Raw genomic sequence first — 21,783 nt, 5'->3', positions numbered from 1 at the left:
ATTTATAACAGCTCCTCTATAATGGTTTCGATCGTTTGGCGGGGATTGGGGGAAGCCGTAATCGGCCGCCCGATTACCATGTAATCCGTTCCCTCGCGGAGTGCTTCAACCGGTGTCATAATGCGGGCTTGGTCTCCAATATCAGAGCCTGCTGGTCGAATCCCCGGTGTAACGGTAACGAAAGCTTGTCCGCATGCTTCCTTGATAACCTTGACCTCCTGCGGGGAAGACACCACGCCATCAAGCCCGGCCTGACCGGCTAATTGCGCATAACGAACCACTGCCTGCTCTGCTGTGCCCGGAATGCCGATTTCCTCATTAAGCATTTGGGTGCTGGTGCTAGTGAGCTGGGTAACGCCGATGACCAATGGTCGGTGACCGCCTTCGGCAGCCGCTTCCACTCCTTCAAGCGCGGCTTCCATCATGCGTAAGCCGCCAGCGGCATGGACGTTAAACATATCGACACCGAGCCTGGTCACGCTATTAGCACCACCCTTCACCGTGTTGGGGATATCATGCATCTTGACATCGAGAAAGACCCGGTATCCCCGCTCCTTCAAGCTGGATACAAAGCCCGGTCCAGCCGCATAAAACAGCTGCAGACCTACCTTCATATAGCAGGGGACTCCTTCCAGCTCCGCCAGCAGCCTTTCAGCAGCCTGTTCATCCGGGTAATCAAGGGCTACCATAATTCGCGAAGCTGCCTCGTTCCGTGTTAACGACATATCAACTGCTCCCTTCCCGTCTCTTTACAACTTACTCGCCATCGTACTGCTTTTATATGTAGTTAAACCAACCTGCAAACCCACAGACATATAAGACGGCCACCCGCCGCTGCTGAACCGGCCTTCTAAGGGCCGGCCAGCGGCAGAGCGGTGGCCGTTCTATATTATGTGTTTGGCATCAGCACCGGCATAGCACGAGAAGAGAAGTTGATCGTCTCCAGCATGTTCAGCAGAGCGCGTACCGTATCAAGCGATGTCATACAGACAATACCGTTCTCGACAGCCTCACGGCGGATCCGGAAGCCGTCACGCTCAGGCGTCTTGCCTTTGGTCAGTGTGTTGACGACAAAGTGCGCTTGGCCGTTGCGGATCAGATCCAGAATATTCGGCGAGCCCTCGCTCAGCTTGTTCACGCGGGTTACCCGAAGACCAGCCTCTTCAAGCGCAGTCGCGGTACCGCCTGTAGCGATAATATTGTAACCAAGCTCGTAGAAGCCGCGCAAAATATCAATTGTCTCAGCTTTATCCTTGTCTGCGACAGTCGCGATGATCGATCCGGTTGGCGGTATCCTCATGCCAGCACCGATGAGGCCCTTATAGAGCGCCTTGGCATACTGGATGTCACGGCCCATAACCTCACCCGTCGATTTCATCTCCGGCGTAAGCGTCGGGTCAACCCGGCGCAGCTTCGCAAAGGAGAAGACCGGTACTTTAACCGAAACAAATTCATCTTCCGGCCAAAGCCCTTCGCTGTACCCAAGATCAGCCAGCTTGTTGCCGAGGATCGCCTGTGTAGCCAGATTTGCCATCGGCACATTCGTCACCTTGCTCAGGAATGGCACCGTACGGGACGATCTAGGATTCACCTCGATCACATATACCTTTTCCTTGTAAATGACGAATTGGATGTTTACCGTGCCAATGACCTTGAATTCCTTGGCAATCTTGATCGTTATATCTACAATTTCCTGCTTGATTTCCTCCGAGAGTGACTGCGGCGGATAGACGGCGATCGAGTCGCCAGAGTGTACGCCCGCACGCTCAACATGCTCCATAATGCCCGGAATAAGAACCGTCTCGCCGTCAGAGATTGCATCCACTTCCGCTTCTTTGCCAAGCATGTAGCGGTCGATCAGCACCGGATGCTCTGGATTAACCCGGACTGCTTCCGCCATGTAGCGGAGAAGCTCTTCATCAGAGTACACAATTTCCATCGCACGGCCGCCAAGCACGTAGGATGGGCGGACAAGAACCGGATAGCCGAGCTTGCTGGCTGTGCTGACCGCTTCGTCCACTGAAGTCACCGTGCTGCCTTCCGGCTGGGCAATATCCAGCTTGCGCAGCAGTGCTTCAAATTTTTTGCGGTCCTCTGCTGCATCAATGCTTTCCAGGCTTGAACCAAGGATGCGCACGCCCGCCTTCGCAAGCGGAGCCGCCAGATTAATCGCTGTCTGTCCGCCGAACTGCACGATTACACCGATCGGCTTCTCCTGCTCGATGACATTCATGACATCCTCGAAGAACAGCGGTTCAAAGTACAGTCGGTCCGAGGTTGAGAAATCCGTCGATACGGTCTCCGGATTGTTGTTGATAATGACTGCTTCATATCCCGCATTTTGGATCGCCCAGACCGCATGCACCGTTGAGTAGTCAAATTCGATACCCTGGCCTATCCGGATTGGACCAGAGCCGAGCACCAGAACCTTTTCCTTCTCGGTCTGGGTTACTTCATTTTCAACCTCGTAGGTCGAGTAATAGTATGGTGTAGTCGCTTCAAATTCAGCCGCACAGGTATCAACCATCTTGTATACGGGTCTGAGATTCAATTCATTCCGCAGCGAGCGGATCTCATGCTCATCCGTATAGTTGGCCGCAATTCCGCCTTCCCGGCGAAGCTCGGCAATTGAGCGGTCGGAGAAGCCTTTGCGCTTGGCTTCGTACAGCAGCTCTTCTGTAAGCTCCGCTTCTGATTTCAGACGCTCTTCAAAGGCCACGATTCCCTCAATCTTGTCAAGGAACCACCAGTCAATATTCGTCAGGTCCTGAATCTCCTGCAGCTTGTAGCCGCGGCGGAATGCTTCGGCGACCAGGAACATCCGCTCGTCATCCGGCTTCGCGAGCCGCGTGCGCAGTACTTCATCCTCAAGGCCCTGAGCATCCTTCAGATGGATGCGGTGAACACCGATTTCAAGCGAGCGTACGGCTTTATGCATGGACTCTTCAAAGGTACGGCCTATCGCCATAACTTCGCCCGTCGCTTTCATCTGTGTACCCAGCTTGCGGTTGGCTGAGATAAACTTATCGAACGGCCAGCGCGGAATCTTCGATACGATATAATCAAGGGTAGGCTCGAAGCAGGCATAAGTCTGGCCGGTGACCGGATTCACAATTTCGTCCAGCGTATAACCGATTGCAATCTTTGCTGCCATCTTCGCGATCGGATAACCGGTTGCCTTAGAAGCCAGAGCCGATGAACGGCTTACCCGCGGATTCACTTCAATGACATAGTATTGATAGCTGTGCGGATCAAGCGCAAACTGCACATTACATCCGCCTTCAATGTTCAGGGCGCGGATGATCTTCAAAGATGCGGAACGCAGCATCTGATACTCACGGTCTGAGAGCGTCTGGCTTGGCGCCACTACGATACTATCGCCCGTATGAACGCCTACCGGGTCGAAGTTCTCCATATTACAAACAACGATACAGTTATCGTTCGCATCACGCATTACCTCGTATTCAACTTCCTTCATACCCGCGATGCTCTTCTCAACCAGACACTGGCTGATCGGGCTGTAACGGATGCCCGAAGCCACAATTTCCCTCAGTTCTTCCTCAGTGGAGCAGATACCGCCGCCTGTTCCGCCCAGCGTATATGCCGGACGAACGATGATTGGATAGCCGATCTCATTGGCAAACTCGAGCGCTTCCTCAACAGTGGTAACAATTGTGCTCTCAGGCACTGGCTGGTCCAGCTCACGCATCAGATCACGGAACAGGTCACGATCCTCCGCCTTCTCGATCGCTGTCAGCTGTGTGCCAAGCAGCTTTACATTCTCGCGGTCCAGCACGCCAGCACGCGCCAGCTCCACCGCCATATTCAGACCTGTCTGGCCGCCGAGGGTAGGCAGCAGGCCATCCGGACGCTCCTGTCTGATGATCTGCGTAACAAAATCGAGGGTGATCGGTTCAATATATACTTTGTCTGCCATGTTCGTATCGGTCATAATCGTTGCCGGGTTGCTGTTGATCAGGACAACCTCATAGCCTTCTTCTTTCAGAGCCTGGCAGGCCTGTGTGCCGGCATAGTCAAATTCTGCTGCCTGGCCGATGACGATTGGACCCGAGCCAATAACAAGAATTTTCTTCAGTTCATTATTTTTGGGCATAGCTCAGTTCTCCTCTCAGCGATTCCGACAACCGTGCCTGGCGCGGGATTTGCGGGTTGTTCTTCTTATGTTCACGAATCATATCCAGAAACTCATCGAAGAGGTAGCTGGAGTCGAATGGACCCGGCGCCGCTTCCGGATGGTACTGAACCGAAAAAGCCGGATAGGTTGTATGTTTAAGTCCTTCAATGGTACGGTCATTGTTGTTGATATGTGTAATTTCAAGACCTGTACCGACTATTGATTCTTCCAGTACAGTATAACCATGATTTTGGGAGGTGATATAACAGCGGTTCGTCTTCAGATCCTTAACCGGATGATTGCCGCCGCGGTGGCCAAACTTCAATTTGGTTGTATCCGCGCCGCAGGCAAGTGCGAACAGCTGGTGGCCGAGACAGATGCCAAAGATCGGGTATTCACCCAGCAGCTCAGAGATAACCTTGACCGCATGCTGCACATCCTTCGGGTCCCCAGGACCGTTGGACAGCTGAATCCCATCCGGGTTAAGACGACGGATCTGTTCAGCCGAGGTGTCGTGAGGGACTACCATCACTTCACAGCCGCGCTTAGTCAGCTCGCGGAGAATGCCGCTCTTCGCACCGTAGTCAATCAAGACAATACGCTCACGGCTGCCCGGTACATTGATATAGCTCTTCGTCGATGTGCGCGGTACCTGATCCGTCATAATTGAGGTCACGCCAAGACGCTCCATCAGCTCTTCAACCGGTGCATTGCTTGTCGTCAGTACGCCTTTCATTGTGCCGTGATGCCTGATTTTACGTGTCAGCATCCGTGTGTCGATATCACTGATTCCTGGAATGCCGGATTCCTTCAGAAGCGCCTCCAGCGAGTATTCTGCCCGCCAGTTGCTTGGAATCGGCTCATGCCGTCGGACTACAAAACCGTGAACAGCTGGCGTAATGCATTCGAAATCATCGCGGGCAATGCCGTAGTTGCCGATCAGCGGATACGTCATGGTCACGATTTGACCGCAGTAGGATGGATCAGACAATACTTCCTGATAACCGGTAATTCCGGTATTAAAGACCACTTCACCGAATTTTTCACTCTCAGCGCCGAACGAACGTCCGGTGAACAGGGTACCGTCTTCCAATAATAATCTCGCTTGCATCCGTTATCACCACTCCTTGAGTCTTAGTTTCACTATATGCAGGTTATTAAACGTCCGCCCATACTGTTCTTCCGGCAACAATTGTTGCAACCGGGAAGCCGTACAGCTTCCATCCGCCAAACGGAGTGTTCTTGCTCTTGGACAAGAAGGTCTCCGGATCAACCTTACGTTCGGTTTCCAAATCCACCACAGTGATATCTGCCGGTGCGCCCGGCTCTAGCCTGCCGGATGCCAGTCCGAATACTTTGGCAGGATCGCTTGTCATGCGCTGCAGAAGAAAGCCCAGCGACCAACGGCCTGTCCGAACGAATTTGGTGTAGAGAAGAGGAAACGCCGTTTCAAATCCAACTATGCCAAATGGCGCCAGCTGCATGCCCTTCGCTTTCTCTTCCGCGCTGTGCGGCGCATGGTCGGTTACGATTATATCGATCGTGCCGTCCTCAAGTCCCTCAATGACCGCCTCGACATCCCTCGGCGTGCGAAGCGGGGGATTCATTTTCCAGTTGGAATCCAGTCCAGGTATATCTTCATCCGACAATACCAGGTGATGCGGACACACCTCTGCTGTAACCCTCACCCCGATTTGCTTAGCCAGCCGGATCAGCCGGACCGACTGCTCTGTGCTGACGTGGCATACATGATAATGAACACCTGTCGCTTCAGCCAGCAGTACATCCCGGCCTACATGAATCGCTTCTGACTCATTCGGAATCCCCTTTAATCCATGCTTTCTGGCGAAGCTTCCTTCTGATACGGCTGCCCCTTCAACCAGCGAGTCATCCTCACAGTGCGCGATAATCGGCATGCCAAGCGAATGCGCCAACGCCATGGCATCCTTCATCATCTGTGCGTTCTGCACCCCGACTCCGTCATCTGTAAAGCCGATTGCGCCAGCAGCCTTCAAGGCTGCAAAATCAGTCAGCTCACGCCCCAGCTCATTCTTCGTAATTGCCGCATACGGCAGGACATTAACAACACCTTCGCTTGCCGCCTTGCTGCGGATATATTCAATCGTCTCAGGCGTATCGGTCACCGGTCTGGTGTTCGGCATGCAGGCAATTGTCGTAAATCCGCCTTTAGCCGCCGATCTGGTGCCTGTTATAATATCTTCCTTATATTCAAATCCGGGGTCACGCAAATGGACGTGCATATCGATAAATCCGGCGGATACCAGCTTGCCGGCCGCGTCGATTACTTCACAGCCCGCCGTGTCCGGCTGCTGCTGGCCTTCTACGATTTCGGCGATCAAGCCGCCCTCAATCCGTACATGCCGGCTTTCCAGCCGCCCGGCTTCCTCGTTCCATACCTGGCCGTTCAAGATCCATAATGCCATCGATTTTTGTTCTCCCTTCGGTTATCTTTCCACATCATCCCGGCTTTACTTCCAACCGGCTCTTCCGGCTTTCCTTCAAGCTTCATTACCCTCTGATGGACCGTTCAATGACAGCCATTCGTACGGGTACCCCGTTGCTCATCTGCGGGAAGATGCGTGACTGCGGGTGCTCGACCAATTCGTCGTCAATCTCCACGCCGCGGTTGATCGGAGCCGGATGCATGATGATCGCGTGCGGCTGTACCTTAGCCATCCGATCTGCGGTTAGACCGTAATGCTCGCGGTAATCTTCAGCTGACCGGATCATTCCGCCCTCATGCCGTTCTAGCTGCACACGGAGCATCATGATAACATCCGACCGCAGCGCTTCGTCGAAGCTTACATAGGGGGCATCCAGCTCTCTTGCTTCCAGATTCGGCGGTGCGCAGAACCGGACGTTGGCTCCGAACTTCCTCAGTGCATACAGATTGGACCGGGCTACGCGGCTGTGCAGGATGTCTCCTACGATGGATACCGTAAGTCCCCGAAGGCTCCCAAACTGCTTCTGCATGGTGTACAGATCAAGCAGCGCTTGTGTCGGATGCTCATTGTTACCATCGCCAGCGTTGATCAGCGGAATTCGTATCTTCTGTGCCAGCTCTGCCAGCACGCCGATCGGCTTCAACCGGATCACGCCCGCATCTATCCCCATAGACTCGAGCGTACGCACCGTATCATAAATCGATTCGCCCTTCTGTACGCTCGAAACCGCTGCTGAGAAGTTGAGCACTTCGGCGCCCAGCCGCTTCTCCGCTACTTCAAATGAGAATCTCGTGCGCGTGCTGTTCTCAAAGAACATATTCGCCACGAACTTCCCTGATATGACCGGCTGAACCTTCTCCGGCTGCTCCTCCCAGTACCGCGCACGGTCGAGAATTGCTGTGATCTCATCTTCAGATAAATCCTTCAGGCCGAGCAAACTCCGCTGCTTAAGCTCTGTTGCTGTCATAATCGGTTTGCCCCCTCTGTTGAAAAATCGTTACCTTATCTCCGCCGTCCACTTCCAAGAGAGATACCTCTATCGCTTCAAGCTTGGACGTCGGCACATTCTTGCCGACATAATCAGGCCGGATCGGCAGCTCGCGATGTCCCCGGTCAACCAGGACCGCCAGCTGGATGAGCTGCGGCCGTCCGAGGTCCATGATGGCATCCATCGCAGCGCGGATCGTCCGCCCGGTGAACAGGACATCATCAAACAGGATGACCCGCTTATTGTGAATGGTTATTTCACCGCTGGAGACTTTCTCCAGTACAGATGTGCCGCCAGAGGCGTTGTCACGGTCATCCCGGTACTGGGTAATATCCAGCTCGCCAACCGGTACTGGCGTACCCTCGATTTCCTTAATGCGCTCAGCCATCCGGTTTGCAAGGTATATCCCTCTTGTCCGGATTCCAATCAGCACACAGTTGTCGATGCCTTTGTTCTTCTCCAGTATCTCGTGGGCAATGCGTGTTAATGCCCGCCGTATGCCAAGCTCATCCATAATAATATGCTGTTCTTCACTCACCAAGCTTCCGCTCCCTTCTGCCGTTCAGCAAGCCTTCATCTGATGATTCCCGCAATTGGCCACAAAAAAACTCCTTGCTATTAGCAAGGAGTCGGCGCGCATAAGGAAGGGACACCGGAAGTTCGGGGCAGACGGGTATAAGAAACCACCCGCTCCCGAATTATCGGGGCGTTCCAATTGCAATTCACGTTACCTTGCCAGCCTCACGGGACTGAGTTAAAGGTACTGCTGTTATGAAGTTAGTAGCATTATGCCATGCCCGGAAGAAGAAGTCAAGAGGAGGCGGTCATACCGGTCTAATGACCAGCAGTCCGCCTCCTCATCTTACCACTTCAGTATAAAATTACAGGCTGAGCTTGCGAATCCGCTCTACCGCTGTTTCTGTATTCTCACGGCTGCCGAAAGCCGTCAAGCGGAAATAGCCTTGACCCGCTTGTCCAAAACCGACACCAGGCGTACCGACTATATTGGCTTCGCCCAGCAGCTTGTCGAAGAACGCCCATGAATCAAGACCGCTTGGCGTCTTAAGCCAGATGTAAGGCGCGTTGACGCCGCCGTACACATCCAGGCCAAGCGATTTCAAGCCGTCGCGGATAATACCGGCGTTGGTCATATAGTAATCAACAAGTGATTTGATCTGCTCCTTGCCTTCAGGTGAATAGATGGCTGCAGCGCCCCGCTGGGTCACATAGGACACACCGTTAAACTTGGTTGTATGACGGCGGTTCCACAGGTCGGCAACCGTTACGTCATTGCCGTCGGCGTCCTTGGCCTTTAGCTCCCGCGGTACAACCGTGTAAGCGCACCGTACGCCCGTGAAGCCCGCTGTCTTCGAGAAGCTGCGGAATTCAATCGCCACTTCCTTCGCACCTTCCACTTCATAGATGCTGTGCGGTACGTCTTCCTCTTGAATGAAGGCTTCATATGCAGAGTCAAACAGAATAATGCTGTTATTTTCCTTCGCATAATCAACCCACTTCTTCAGTTCTTCCTTCGTGAGTGTCATACCCGTCGGGTTGTTCGGATAACAAAGGTAGATCAGATCCACTTTGCGGGACGGCAGCTCCGGCTTGAAATTGTTGTCCGCATCACAGCGCAGATACACAATGTTCTCATATTGGTTCTTCTCTTTGTTGAAGGAACCGGAACGGCCTGCCATAACATTAGTGTCTACATAAACCGGATATACCGGGTCTTGTACCGCAATGACCGCATCCTGGCTGAAAATCTCCTGAATGTTGCCGACATCACATTTGGAGCCGTCGCTTACGAAGACTTCATTCATCTGCAGATCGATGCCGCGGGCCTTGTAGTCATTCTGAATAATCGCTTCCAACAGAAAATCGTAGCCCTGCTCCGGACCGTAACCGCGGAACGAGTTGGACTCAGCCAGCTCATCCACTGCCGAATGCATGGCTTTGGTAACCGCTTCTGGAAGGCCGCGTGTCACATCGCCGATGCCCAGGCTGATGATTTGCGCATTCGGATTCTCTTCGATAAACTTGGTTCTGCGCTTCGCAATTTCGGAGAACAGGTAACTGCCCTGCAGCTGCAGGAAATTCTGATTAATTGTTGCCATATGGATTGATCACCTTTCTTCTGTATAATGTGGGGTCGATTATCGCGGGTTTCCCTCGTAACGACCATTCCCTCCGGACATGTAGCAGACCGGCTTCATTTTCATTAGCATAGCTTACTTTTCGCCGCCGCATAATGCAGAATCTAATCGAAAGTTTGCACTATTTGTACGGCTTACTCTTCATTTCGAGGAATGCCGAGAGACTTGCCCTCGCTTAGCGATGTCTCCCTGCTCAATCGTTACCGCGTACGCAGTCCATGAAGCACGTCTTCAAAATCCTGCGGGAGCGGAGCTTCAAACACCAGTTCCTCGCCTGTGCGGGGATGTATGAAGCCAAGAACAGCCGCATGCAGAGCCTGTCCCTTAAGATCGACCGTCTTGGCCCTGCCGTATACCGGATCACCGGCCAGCGGATGCCCGATATATTTCATATGGACACGGATTTGATGCGTACGCCCAGTCTCAAGCCGAAGCTCAAGCAGCGTATAGTCGATGATGCGCTCGAGGACAAGAAAGTGGGTTACCGCATGCTTCGCCCCTCGGTCCGTTACCATGAACAGCTTACGATCCTGGGGATCCCTGCCAATCGGCGCATCGATAGTACCGTGATCATGAGGGATGATGCCGTGTGCCAGGGCTATGTACTTCCTGGTAACAGTATGCTCCTTGAGCTGCTCGGCGAGCGAAGCGTGTGCCATATCATTCTTGGCCGCCATCAGCAGGCCCGAAGTATCCTTGTCGATCCTGTGCACAATCCCCGGCCGCTTAACACCGTTGATCCCCGAAAGATCCTTACAATGATGCAGCAGCGCATTGACGACTGTACCCGAGGAGTGCCCCAGCGCCGGATGGACAACCATTCCTCTCGGCTTGTTGATAACGATTACGTCTTCGTCCTCATACACGATATCAAGCGGAATGTCCTCCGGCAGAATCTCCGTCTCTTCCGGCTCTGGCGGCTGTACGGTAACACGGTCCCCTTCAGCGATCTTGTAATTGGGCTTAACAGGAAGCCCATTTACCTTGACTGCGCCGGATTTAATCCAGTCCTGGATTTGCGTCCGCGAGGTCCCTTCTTCGCCATAGGCTTCCGTCACATACTTATCGATCCGGTCACCCGCAAACGTATCCGCCACAATCCATTCCAGCAGTTCCTCTGCTTGATCAGCGGACAGATTCGTCGGTGTCTGCGTTTCGTTCTGTTTCATCGTTAGCTGCAGCTCCATCCTGTTTGGTCTTATTGTAGTCATTCTTCATATCAAGAATGGTATCCAGCAGTATCAGGCCTACACCGATTACAATGCCCATGTCAGCGACATTGAAGATCGGGAAGGTATACGAGCCGAAATTAAACTGCAGGAAATCAACAACCTCTCCGTACAGCGCACGGTCCAGAAAATTACCGAAGGCACCGCCGAGTACCAGCCCAAGTGCGGCCAGCAGCATGGTGTTGCCTGAATGACGGTTCTTCTGTATGTACCATATAATACCGGCTACCACCAGAAGCGTTACGACGATGAAGAGTGTCGTCTGCTCCTTCAGAATGCCGAATGCCGCACCCGGATTCCGGTGCGATGTAATGATAAAGAAATTACCAATCACCGGAATTTGCTCGGCCAGCTCCAGCTGTGTTGCAATAATCTTCTTCGTGACCTGGTCAATGATGAACACAACCAGCGCAATCCAATAGTAATACCCCTTCACTCGCTTCGCCTCCGCCTGTATCACCGGTTAGGGCCGGCTCCTCTTCTTCCGCTCTCACGTCCAGAAATGCATACACCCAAAATATTGTAGCATAGCGCATCCAGCCGGACAATGCCGGGGACAAAACCCTTCATATGGTCCTGACGATTAATCCTGCCATAAGCACCAATCAATCTTAGGCTTCCGCTCTTCTAAAATAAGCTCATTAGGTGCAGGCTAATGCTTAACAGACGTAAAGGAGGACACGTTCATGAAACCATTGACCAAGCAGGCTGTGGCCGGGCTCCGGAATCAGCTGATTGAGGACCGCCAGCGCATCGAGCAGAAGCTCATCGATAATGAGCACTACGGCTTAGGCGACTCCCAGCGCGTACTGACCGGCGAACTGTCCCCGATCGACAACCATCCCGGTGATCTGGCGACCGAGACATATGAACGGGGTAAGGATATCGCGCTGCTCGAGCAGGATGAGCTCCATCTGGCTCGTATTGACGAAGCGCTTGAGGCAATGAACAAAGGTGAATATGGCCTCTGCCGCTCCTGCGGAGCCGCTATTCCTCTTGAGAGGCTGCAGGCTCTGCCCGAAACTCTTTATTGCGTGGAGCATTCTCCCCAGCGGGATGAGTCCCATCACCGTCCAGTGGAAGAGGAGTTCCTCAATCCCCCATTTGGACGCTCCAGTATGGATGAACAAAGCTCGTATGCCGGCTTTGACGGGGAGGATGCTTGGCAGATTGTGGAGAGCTGGGGGAATTCCAATACACCTGCGCTGGCCGAAGACACAGATATTGAATATGAGAAATTCATGATCGAAGCCGATGAGAACGAGGGTTTCGTGGAATCGTATGAGAGCTTTCTCGCTACAGATATTACCGGTACGCATGTGTCTGTCGTGCGCAGCCGGAAATACCGGCAATACCTCGAGAGCGGTGAAGGCGATCCGCTGCTTGAGGCGGAAACGAACGAAGAAGTTTGAGAACCGGCCTATCTTTCGCTTAACTAGCGTGACAGATTCAGACTCGGCGGCTGCAAGCTGCCGGGTCTTTCCATTAGCCCATTACCGGCAGCGGTACCAGTTCCTCGTGCTTAATAAGCTCTGCCTTCCAGCTGATGCTGTACTATACGAACGATATCCGCAATATAATCTCCAATGATCGGCAGATTCAGCTTGCCGAGCATTTGCAGCATATATAGAATAGTTGCGGCAAAGAATGTAAAACCGATCGCGATTCCGACGCCGCGCGCCGTGCCGCCGAGCAGGTTACGCCACATAAGCGAAACCGGACGGTTCAGCAGGTCTACATATTCGGCGATTTTCGCCCTCTCCAAATCATCCGATATACGTTCCAGTCTGGTCTTCAATGTATTCAAGGACTGCTTTACGCCATCCAAATCCTCGGTCTTTCCACTCATAACCAAGGCCTCCTTTCGATGCGAAAAACGAGCCGGCCTTTCCCGTCCTGCTCTCTGCAAGAGAGGCTGAACGGGAAGTGCTCAAGCTCGTTTCCTATCGTTGTGATGCCTATTATGCCCTTAGGAGGCAATGTAAATTCCAATCGTTTTCTCTCCGAGCTGTACGCTCTCCATGCCTTCCACCCGGTCATATGCTACACCGGTAAGCAGGACGCTGTCGAACAGTACATTCTCAAAGGCCTCCAAAGCAGCCCGCAGCTCATTGTCCACGTCCAGCGTGACATGCACGCGCTTCTCGATAGGCAGATCAAGCTTCTTGCGGGTATCCTGAACGGCACGGATAACCTCCCGCACCCATCCTTCCTGCTCCAGCTCAGGAGTGATATCGGTGTTAAGGGCAACAGTCAGCTGATAACCGGAGGCTGACGCGAAGCCGGATTTTGCCTGCTTCTCAACCAGTAGCTCATCCATGCTGATCTCCAGCCGCTCACCTTCGGCAGTCGTGAACGTTAAGCCGCCTTTCTGGACAGCCTCACGTGTCTCATCCGGTGAAAGTGATTTGAGATGGCCCTGAATCGGACCGACCTGCTTGCCGTATTTCTTGCCGGCCACCTTCAAATTCAGCTTGAAGGTAAAATCTACAAAGCCGCTGTCGCTGCTTTCGATTACAATTGTCTTTACGTTGATCTCGTCCTTAATAATCGCTTCGTAGTCCGTCAGGTCGAAATCCCTGTCCAGCGAGACAATGAGCTCGGAGAGCGGCTGTCTTGTCTTAATCGCCGACTCATTCCGGACATTGCGGGCAAGCTCGACGATCTGGCGCGCTGTTTCCATATCCCGCTCCAGCGTCAGGTCAATTACAGCTTCATCCGCTTTCGGATAATCGTCCAGGTGGACGCTCCTGCCTCCGCCAAGATTGCCATATACATCCTCGGCAATAAGCGGCGCATACGGAGCGATAATCCGCGACAATGTCAGCAGCACTGTACGAAGCGTCTGATAAGCAAACACTTTATCCTCTGTCAAGCCGCTTCCCCAGAAGCGGTCACGGGAACGGCGGATATACCAGTTGCTCATTTCATCTACAAAGCCCTCGATCGCCTTCGCCGGGTTAAGGAAGTCGTTCGCATCCAGCCCCTTAGCCACCAGCTTGATCAGGCTGTTCAAACGCGATAGAATCCAACGGTCCAGCTTGTTGCCTGATCTTGCATGCGGATGCTGTGCCGGGTCAAATCCGTCAATGGAAGCATACAGCGCATAGAATGCATGTGTGTTGACAATCGTGTCGATTACCTTCGACTTCGCTTCTGCTACAATCCCCCGCGAGAACCGCTTGCTGTTCCACGGTGCACTATCCGAAAGCAGGGCCCAGCGGAAAGCATCCGTTCCATACTCGTTGATAATTTCCCACGGGTCGATTACATTGCCCTTGGACTTGGACATCTTCTGACCATTCTCATCCAGAATATGCCCTGTCGATATAACAGCCTTGTAAGGCGCTTTACCGTTATACAGGGTCGATACGGCCAGCAGGCTGAAGAACCAGCCGCGCGTCTGGTCGATGCCCTCGCAAATCATATCAGCAGGGTATTGGGAAGCGAACAGCTCCTCATTTTCAAACGGCTGATGGTACTGTGCGAATGGCATGGAGCCGCTGTCGAACCATACATCGATTACTTCAGAGGTCCGTGTCATGACGCCGCTGTCACAGTGCGGACAATTCAAATGCACTTCATCCACATAAGGCTTGTGAAGCTCCAAATCCTCGGCAACCGGTCCGACTGCACGTGCTCTGAGATCAGCAAGGCTCTCCGGCGCATATTCGCCTTTACATGTGTTACACACCCACACATTAAGCGGCGTGCCCCAGTACCTGTTCCGGCTGATATTCCAGTCGACCAAATCCTCAAGGAATTTGCCGAAGCGGCCTTCACGGATATGGCCTGGATACCAGTCTACCCCATTATTATTGGCGATCAGCTGATCCTTAACCGCAGTCGTTTCAATAAACCAGCTCTCCGTTGCGTAATAGAGCAGCGGTGATTTACAGCGCCAGCAGAACGGATAACTGTGCTCATAGCGCTCCTTCGAGAACAGCAGCCCGCGCTCGCTGAGCATTTTTACGATATCGACATCGCAGTCTTTAACGAAACGGCCTGCCAGGTCCGTAACTTCAGCCGTATACTTGCCTTCGCTGTTCACAACACTCAGCATGCTGATGCCGTTCTGACGGCAGACGCGGTAGTCATCCTCGCCGTGCGCAGGCGCAATATGAACAATACCAGTACCGCTGGTATCGCTGACAAAATCGCCGGCTATGACGATATGCCCCTTCTCGACCGATACGTAGCGGAATGGCGGTTCATAAGACAGGCCAACGAGTTCCGAGCCCTTTAGACTGGAAATAATCTCGAAGTCCTCCTTCATCACGCTTTCCGCCAGCGCCTCAGCAACAATATAAGTTTCTCCGCCCTTCTTCACCTTTACATAAGCAAGCTCCGGATTCACAGCAAGGGCCACATTCGACGGAAGTGTCCATGGAGTTGTCGTCCAGGCCAAAATCGATTCGCCAGTCGCAAGCTTGAACTTGACCGTCGCGCTCAGATCCTTCACATCTTCATAGCCTTGAGCTACCTCATGGGAGCTCAAGGTCGTCTGGCAGTCCGGACAGTACGGGCTTACCCGGTGTCCACGGTACAGCAGACCTTTCTTATGAATGGTGGACAGTATATGCCACACGCTCTCGATGTAGCTGTTCTTAAGCGTAATATACGGATTATCCATGTCGGTCCAGTATGCGATTGCTTCCGTCAGCTCGCGCCATTGGCGCTCATATTCAAAGACACTGTCCTTGCACTTGTTTACGAAGGCTTCAACCCCGTAATTCTCAATCTCCTGCTTGCCCGAAATGCCGAGCTGCTTCTCCACTCCAAGCTCGACCGGAAGGCCGTGCGTATCCCAACCGGCCTTACGCAGCACCTTATAACCGGACATCGTCTTATAGCGGCAGATAAAATCCTTGATCACCCGCCCGAGCACGTGGCCGATATGCGGCGCGCCATTAGCCGTCGGCGGCCCTTCGTAGAAGACAAAATGCGGATGGCCCTCACGGTTCTCTATTGAAGCCTTGAAGGTGTCTTCCTGTCTCCACTTTTCCAATATTCTGGACTCACGCGCCCTTGCCTTTTCTTTTACGTCTACGCGTTCCATGCTTTTGGCTCACTCCCGTATCCTGAATTATCATACAAAAAAAGCCCGCCCCTGATAAGGGACGAGCTTGAACTCGCGATACCACCCTAATTCCGCTGTTCGTCCGGCGCACATTGAAAGCCTGTGCGAACCCGGCTATGAACAACAGCTCCTTAGCCGCAGGCATCAACTGCCCGCATTCCCGGTAACGGTGGATAGCCGGCTCCACTTACTTACGGTTCGGCGGAGCTTCTCGGGGATGATATTCGGCTGCAGTCTGAACGCCGGCTTTCAGCGGTTACCGGCTCTCTGAGGGACAGGGCTGCGGCTTACTTGTTCCCGTCAACGAAGATGATAGATGTCATTCAATTGTCGCATAGTGCCGATCAATACTATAGTTATACGCGTTCGGATACCCGTTTGTCAACCTGGCTGTGCAGCCGTACGCCCCATGACCTAGTCCTGCTCAATTGCCTCACGGCGGCGCGGTGCTTCACCTTCGAGTGAATCCCAGCCTTCGTTACTCAGCAGATCAAGCTGCGCCTCCACCAGTGTTTTGAAGCGGGCTCTGTAGATAGACGCCTGCTTCTTGAGCTCCTCCACCTCAAGAGCAACCTTGCGTGATTTGGACAAAGCTTCATTGATGATCCGGTCCGCATTCTTCTCGGCTTCCTTAACGATCAGCTGCGCTTCCTTCTTGGAGTTGTTCTTGACTTCATCAGCGGCCTCCTGGGCCACGATGATCGTCTTGCTAAGCGTCTCCTCGATATTAGCGAAGTGATTCAGCTTCTCCTGAAGGTTCAGCACCTGATTCTGAAGCTCCTTATTCTCACGGATAAGCGCCTCGTAATCCTTGATCACCTGATCCAGAAATTCGTTGACCTCATCTTCATCGTAGCCGCGCAGTCGGCGCCCGAATTCTTTGTTATGTATGTCCAATGGCGTTAACGGCATTGGCGCACCTCCTATATGAGTGACGGTTTAGGCTGCAGATTATATAAGGAGGGATTCGACAGAACCATCCAAATTCCTGCACATGAAGTCAATTTCATTATAATTTTTACGTCAGACAGTATGGGAGAAATCATGTGGTGAAGACCGGTTCTAAATAAACTTTCCGACCTTTACCCTGGTTCTGCCTTTTTTCGTCTGCCCTTCCACGGCCAGGATCTTAAACCTGCCGAGACCGTGGAAGGATATGATATCGCCCTCGCGCAGCTGTGCGGACGGATCTTCGGTTACCTTCCAGTTCACCCGGCAGCGTCCGGCCCGGATCGGATCGACGATTTTGGCCCGGCTGATCCGGTAAACGTCACTGCATATCCCGTCAAGACGCAAAGAAGCCACCGTAAAGTTCATTTCCTCCAAATCCGGTTTAACCGCCCTCAGTTGATCGATCGGAAGAATGTCCGTCAGGACATGAACCCGGTGTACTTGCCGCAGATGTATATTAAGAAAATCCGCAAACTCCTCTGTCACCAGACAATGACAGCCATCCTCATGCACATGAATATCGCCGATCACATCCCGTTTAATGCCAAGGCCGAGTATCGCACCCATGTAATCGCCGTGATCCAGTTCCAGGTGGCGGTTGTCGCCTGAACGGACTGCCAGTACCACAATGCCCGCCGGCTCATATTCGGGATCCCGGTAGGCAGGCACAATAATCGCACGCTTCCGTTCCGCCTCCGGATAGCCGCCTTCTAGACGAAGCAGGGCGTCCGGTTCTCTGTTGACAAGGGTGGTGAGAATAAAAGACTGCCTCGGATCGAGGAAATCCGTACGGCGGTCCTCGTGACCTACCGCCGCCCGTTCAACCCATTCCATCGCCTTATCGACAAAAGCCCGCTCATCGGGATGGAAATGCGTGTATATTTCGTGATTGCTCATCCTAACCGCCTACGAAAAACCTGATGACCGCAATCAAACCCGCTGCGATGAAGCGCAGGGCGAAGAGTGCGATGATGGGAGAGATATCCAGCATGCCGCCGATTGGCGGAATGATACGCCGGAACGGCGCCAGGTAAGGTTCAACCAGCTTACCAAGAAACTCGCCAATGAAGCTCTCACGGGCATTCGGAAGCCACGACAGCAGGATGTAGGCTATTATAATAAACGAATAGATTTCTTGTGCTCGCCAGATAAATTCTGCAATTTGATTCACTAAGTCACCTCATTTGATTGTAGTTCGGGTCGTCCGCCAGTATATCTGTAATAGAGCCTTGGATTTCGACGGAATCGGGCGTGCATAAAAAGATGTTCGGGCCCAGCTTCGAGATACTGCCATTCAGCGCGTAGACCGTGCCGCTAAGGAAATCGACAATACGCACAGCATGCTCCTTGCGGACCCGCTGCAGATTGACGATAACCGATCGCCTGCTGCGAAGGTGGTCCGCAATCTCCTGAGCTTCGTCGTAGGAGCGGGGCTCATTCAGAACAACACGTACATTCTTCTGTGAGTGGATGCTGACGACGTTAGCCCCTTTCATATTCTTACGCTGCTCGAATGCCGGGGTTTCAATTTCCTGCTCAGCGTCCTGCTGGTTCTGATTTCGTTCCAGCTGGCGTTCGCGCTCGATAATCTCCTCTTCCTCCTGCAGACCAAGGAAATTCATAAACCGGTTCATCACACTCATTGTACACCCTCCTCTTTCCCTACGAGAATACTCCCAAGCCTGAGCCAGGTAGCTCCTTCCTCCACCGCGATATCAAAATCATTCGACATCCCCATGGATAAATGCTTCACTTCATAGGACAGCAACCCGCTTGCATTGAGCTTGTCCCGCAGCTCCCGAAGCCCCCGGAACACCGGCCGTGTCGCCTCCGGCTCTGCTTCATAAGGGGCCATCGTCATCAGCCCCGCTACCTCGAGATGCTGAAAGTCGGCAATCTGCCGAACGAAATCCTCGAGCCCGCCGGGCGCAAGGCCGTGCTTGGAATCCTCTCCGGATACATTGACCTGCACGAAACAAGGAACACGAATCCCCAGCTGTCCAGCCTGCTTGTCGATCGCTTTGGCTAGCGAGAGCCTGTCCAGCGAATGGATGTATGTAAACCTTCCCACTACTTCTTTCACTTTGTTCGTCTGCAGCGATCCTATAAAATGCCACACCGCTTGTCCGATATCCGGATCGCTTCCGGATGCTTCCTCTACCGCCCGCCACTTGCTCTCGGCATTCTGCCAGCGGTTCTCCCCCAGATGCTTTAAACCGGTGCGCAGCACCTCAAAAACAGCGGGAGCCGACACATATTTGGTAACGGCTATCACGCCGACCTCCGAGCGTTCCCGCCCGCTGCGTTCACATGCCTCTGTGATCCGGCGGTCTACTTCACGAAGTCTGTCAGCTGCTGACAATGGTTCCTCTCACCTCTCCTTACGCAAACCCGATAAAGCTGGCCATTCGCCCTGCCCTTCCCTGTTCAACGCGATGGGAATAAAACTCTCCGGTAAGGCAGCCTGTGCACTGCTTCGTTATTTCGATGTTCGTCGCCAATATTCCTTCTTTTATCATAATCTGTCGGTTTATTTCTTTCAAGTTAACCCTTGCGGTCTCATTACCTTCCACTGTGACCAATGCGTCCATAGACACGCCGGCTTCCTGTGACAGGCGGCTTGCCGCTTCCACTATCTGATCCTTTACCGGTCCATACACCTCATAGCAGCAGGCGCCTATCGAAGGGCCAATCGCACACCGGAGTGAAGCCGGATCTGTGCCATAGGCCGAAGACATAGCCGCTATCGTATTCCGGGCGATCTCCCCGACAGTCCCTTTCCAGCCGGCATGGGCAAGCGCTACCGCATGGTTTACAGGATCGAGGAAGAAGAGCGGTACACAGTCCGCGTAGAACGAAGCAAGCAGAACACCGGGGACATCCGTCATAATCGCATCCGAGTCAGGTATAGCCGACTCCCGGTTGAGCGATCCGCTGCCCTTATCCTTCTCCATTACCCGAAAAACAGCCGTCCCATGCACCTGCTCGGCACATGTCCAGGCATCAAGCGGCCAGCCCAGCGCATCGGTTACCAGCCTCCGGTTGCGGATGACTGCTTCCGGCTCATCACCGACGTGGAAGGCGCAGTTCAGCGAACGCCACGGCTCTCCGCTAACGCCCCCCTCACGGCCGGTTATACCAGCGGTAAGCCCCGGCACTTCCTCGATCCATCTCTGCAGCATATGTAAGGATGGCTCACCATCATTAGTTTGGCGTACAAAAGGCTCCATATCGAACATCACCTCCTGCCCAGTGTACCACAGGATCGCTGCGGCGGCGAGCAGCTGTTCCCGTCAGCGTGCGGCTTGTTCATCATCCTGCCGGTAAGCCTTCGTATCATCAAGCCGTACAAGGACAACGTCCGTTCCGATCTTAACAATATTCCGCCAAGGGATAACCACTTCCGTACCTCCGCCGAACAGACCGAAAAACTTCGTATAATTCGGCACCACGATTGAGTCAATCCGCCCCTGCCTTAAGTCAAGCTCCAGGTCACTGATCTGGCCGAGCTTCCTGCCGTCCACGATATTGATGACGTCCTTCGTTTGAAAATCAGATATTTTCACCAATGCCGCCACCAGCCCCGCATCAAAGATTGGGTATGTTCCTAATTTCCCTCTATATACTATATGATCAATCTGCGGCATATGCCCCTAGCATCTTAAATTTGACAGTTGAAAAAAGTAAACGGCTCCGCCGTCCAAGAGGACGGAGGAGCTTCGGGTGAGCGAAATGCGGCCGTGCCGCCTGTTGCTCACGTTTTTACATGCTTTTGCATTTGCTGGATGGCTGACTTCTCAAGTCTGGAAACCTGCGCCTGCGATATGCCGATTTCATCGGCCACTTCCATTTGGGTTTTCCCCTCAAAAAAACGCATCGATAAAATCATTTTCTCCCGGTCGCCGAGCTTATGCATAGCCTCCCGGAGGGCAATTTCCTCAATCCAGGATACATCCTTATTCTTATCATCACTGATCTGGTCCATCACATAGATGGGATCTCCTCCGTCATGATAGATCGGTTCAAACAGCGATACAGGGTCTTGAATGGCATCAAGAGCGAAGACCACATCCTCCTTTGGCACATTCAGCGCTTCGGAGATTTCAAAGATCGTCGGCTCGCGGGAATTCTGGTTGGTCAGGCTGTCCCTGACCTGAAGTGCTTTATAGGCGATATCCCTAAGACTTCTGGATACACGGATCGGATTGTTGTCACGCAAATAACGGCGGATTTCCCCAATAATCATCGGGACTGCGTATGTAGAGAATTTGACGTTCTGTCCCAAATCAAAATTATCGATAGCCTTCATCAGCCCGATACAGCCGACTTGAAACAGATCATCCACAAACTCGCCCCGGTTATTGAACCGCTGGATGACACTGAGCACCAGCCGCAAGTTGCCGTTTACTAATTTCTCTCTTGCTGCCAGCTCGTTGCGTGTTTGCAGTGCCGTGAACAGTTCTCTCATCTCGGCATTCGTCAGTACGGGCAGTTTAGCGGTATCCACTCCACAGATCTCAACTTTATTTCGGGTCAACGTGATTACCTCCCAAGGAGAAACATTAATGTACATTATCCCCTTGGCCTTCTTTTTTATTCCAGCCCGCAAGGCAGCAGAGCATGCGCGGGGAACAGCACGAGAGTGGCCATTAAACCCGGAAAATGCTTGACACATCTGGGTTTCAATCGCTTTCATCAGCAACCCCATGTCTCTCCTTTGCTTGTTCCTCAATCCCCGCCGGAAGCCTTGCCAGACAAGCGGTTTTCCCCCTGGCAGAA

20 protein-coding genes and 1 other annotated feature are annotated in these 21,783 nt (G+C 53.0%); of the genes, 1 reads left to right on the top strand and 19 read right to left on the bottom strand.

Features of this window, described 5'->3' with window-relative positions; translation table 11 throughout:
• Positions 1 to 2: 2 nt before the first annotated feature.
• The 9 genes from pyrF to lspA form a co-directional block, all read right to left on the bottom strand.
• A complete protein-coding gene (gene pyrF, locus L1N82_RS00870; RefSeq protein ID WP_235285442.1) occupies positions 3 to 725 on the bottom strand; it encodes an orotidine-5'-phosphate decarboxylase in 723 nt (240 codons plus the stop codon).
• Positions 726 to 889: 164 nt separating this feature from the next.
• On the bottom strand, positions 890 to 4,114 hold the full coding sequence (gene carB / locus L1N82_RS00865) for a carbamoyl-phosphate synthase large subunit (RefSeq protein WP_235285441.1): 3,225 nt from the start codon (positions 4,112 to 4,114) through the stop codon (positions 890 to 892).
• Positions 4,101 to 5,246 carry a carbamoyl phosphate synthase small subunit gene (locus tag L1N82_RS00860; RefSeq protein ID WP_235285440.1) on the bottom strand — a complete coding sequence of 382 codons (1,146 nt, stop codon included), beginning with the start codon at positions 5,244 to 5,246 and terminating at the stop codon, positions 4,101 to 4,103. The genes carB and L1N82_RS00860 overlap by 14 nt, the downstream gene beginning before the upstream one ends.
• A 46-nt stretch (positions 5,247 to 5,292) precedes the next feature.
• A complete protein-coding gene (locus tag L1N82_RS00855; protein ID WP_235285439.1) occupies positions 5,293 to 6,579 on the bottom strand; it encodes a dihydroorotase in 1,287 nt (428 codons plus the stop codon).
• An 85-nt stretch (positions 6,580 to 6,664) separates the two neighbouring features.
• The gene (locus L1N82_RS00850) at positions 6,665 to 7,567 is read right to left on the bottom strand and encodes an aspartate carbamoyltransferase catalytic subunit (protein WP_235285438.1); all 903 of its coding nucleotides are present in this window, start codon (positions 7,565 to 7,567) and stop codon (positions 6,665 to 6,667) included.
• Positions 7,548 to 8,126, bottom strand: a complete 579-nt coding sequence (gene pyrR / locus L1N82_RS00845; RefSeq protein ID WP_328284406.1) for a bifunctional pyr operon transcriptional regulator/uracil phosphoribosyltransferase PyrR — start codon at positions 8,124 to 8,126, stop codon at positions 7,548 to 7,550. The genes L1N82_RS00850 and pyrR overlap by 20 nt, the downstream gene beginning before the upstream one ends.
• 343 nt (positions 8,127 to 8,469) lie before the next feature.
• Positions 8,470 to 9,705: an LL-diaminopimelate aminotransferase gene (locus L1N82_RS00840; RefSeq protein ID WP_235285437.1), complete on the bottom strand. Its 1,236-nt coding sequence runs from the start codon at positions 9,703 to 9,705 to the stop codon at positions 8,470 to 8,472.
• Between the two features lie 239 nt (positions 9,706 to 9,944).
• The gene (locus L1N82_RS00835; RefSeq protein ID WP_235285436.1) at positions 9,945 to 10,913 is read right to left on the bottom strand and encodes an RluA family pseudouridine synthase; all 969 of its coding nucleotides are present in this window, start codon (positions 10,911 to 10,913) and stop codon (positions 9,945 to 9,947) included.
• Positions 10,870 to 11,433, bottom strand: a complete 564-nt coding sequence (lspA, locus tag L1N82_RS00830) for a signal peptidase II (protein WP_235285435.1) — start codon at positions 11,431 to 11,433, stop codon at positions 10,870 to 10,872. Before lspA ends, L1N82_RS00835 begins: the two co-directional genes overlap by 44 nt.
• Before the next feature lie 226 nt (positions 11,434 to 11,659).
• Between lspA and L1N82_RS00825 the strand changes: the two genes are divergently transcribed.
• On the top strand, positions 11,660 to 12,385 hold the full coding sequence (locus L1N82_RS00825; RefSeq protein WP_235285434.1) for a TraR/DksA C4-type zinc finger protein: 726 nt from the start codon (positions 11,660 to 11,662) through the stop codon (positions 12,383 to 12,385).
• A gap of 110 nt (positions 12,386 to 12,495) precedes the next feature.
• Here the strand turns inward: L1N82_RS00825 and L1N82_RS00820 are convergent, their stop codons facing one another.
• From L1N82_RS00820 to sigG, 10 genes are all read right to left on the bottom strand, one after another.
• The gene (locus tag L1N82_RS00820) at positions 12,496 to 12,822 is read right to left on the bottom strand and encodes a DUF5665 domain-containing protein (protein WP_235285433.1); all 327 of its coding nucleotides are present in this window, start codon (positions 12,820 to 12,822) and stop codon (positions 12,496 to 12,498) included.
• Positions 12,823 to 12,942: 120 nt separating this feature from the next.
• Complete coding sequence (ileS, locus tag L1N82_RS00815; RefSeq protein ID WP_235285432.1) at positions 12,943 to 16,032, bottom strand: isoleucine--tRNA ligase; 3,090 nt, start codon at positions 16,030 to 16,032, stop codon at positions 12,943 to 12,945.
• A gap of 54 nt (positions 16,033 to 16,086) precedes the next feature.
• Positions 16,087 to 16,366 (bottom strand) — a binding site (T-box leader).
• Positions 16,367 to 16,467: 101 nt separating this feature from the next.
• Positions 16,468 to 16,965, bottom strand: a complete 498-nt coding sequence (locus L1N82_RS00810) for a DivIVA domain-containing protein (protein ID WP_235285431.1) — start codon at positions 16,963 to 16,965, stop codon at positions 16,468 to 16,470.
• A 150-nt stretch (positions 16,966 to 17,115) separates the two neighbouring features.
• Positions 17,116 to 17,901, bottom strand: a complete 786-nt coding sequence (locus tag L1N82_RS00805) for a YlmH family RNA-binding protein (protein WP_235285430.1) — start codon at positions 17,899 to 17,901, stop codon at positions 17,116 to 17,118.
• A gap of 1 nt (position 17,902) precedes the next feature.
• On the bottom strand, positions 17,903 to 18,175 hold the full coding sequence (locus L1N82_RS00800) for a YggT family protein (RefSeq protein WP_235285429.1): 273 nt from the start codon (positions 18,173 to 18,175) through the stop codon (positions 17,903 to 17,905).
• 4 nt (positions 18,176 to 18,179) lie between these two features.
• Positions 18,180 to 18,647 carry a cell division protein SepF gene (locus tag L1N82_RS00795; RefSeq protein ID WP_235285428.1) on the bottom strand — a complete coding sequence of 156 codons (468 nt, stop codon included), beginning with the start codon at positions 18,645 to 18,647 and terminating at the stop codon, positions 18,180 to 18,182.
• Positions 18,644 to 19,366, bottom strand: a complete 723-nt coding sequence (locus L1N82_RS00790) for a YggS family pyridoxal phosphate-dependent enzyme (protein ID WP_235285427.1) — start codon at positions 19,364 to 19,366, stop codon at positions 18,644 to 18,646. Before L1N82_RS00790 ends, L1N82_RS00795 begins: the two co-directional genes overlap by 4 nt.
• Before the next feature lie 19 nt (positions 19,367 to 19,385).
• Entirely contained in the window at positions 19,386 to 20,234 is an 849-nt protein-coding gene (pgeF, locus tag L1N82_RS00785; RefSeq protein ID WP_235285426.1) for a peptidoglycan editing factor PgeF, read from the bottom strand.
• Between the two features lie 63 nt (positions 20,235 to 20,297).
• Positions 20,298 to 20,570 carry a YlmC/YmxH family sporulation protein gene (locus L1N82_RS00780; protein ID WP_235285425.1) on the bottom strand — a complete coding sequence of 91 codons (273 nt, stop codon included), beginning with the start codon at positions 20,568 to 20,570 and terminating at the stop codon, positions 20,298 to 20,300.
• 188 nt (positions 20,571 to 20,758) lie between these two features.
• Positions 20,759 to 21,541 carry an RNA polymerase sporulation sigma factor SigG gene (sigG, locus tag L1N82_RS00775; RefSeq protein WP_111148843.1) on the bottom strand — a complete coding sequence of 261 codons (783 nt, stop codon included), beginning with the start codon at positions 21,539 to 21,541 and terminating at the stop codon, positions 20,759 to 20,761.
• Between the last annotated feature and the right edge of the window lie 242 nt (positions 21,542 to 21,783).

This window comes from Paenibacillus tarimensis (assembly GCF_021532315.1).
GTDB lineage: Bacteria > Bacillota > Bacilli > Paenibacillales > Paenibacillaceae > Paenibacillus_I > Paenibacillus_I tarimensis.
This window is presented reverse-complemented; position numbering and strand designations above follow the sequence as displayed.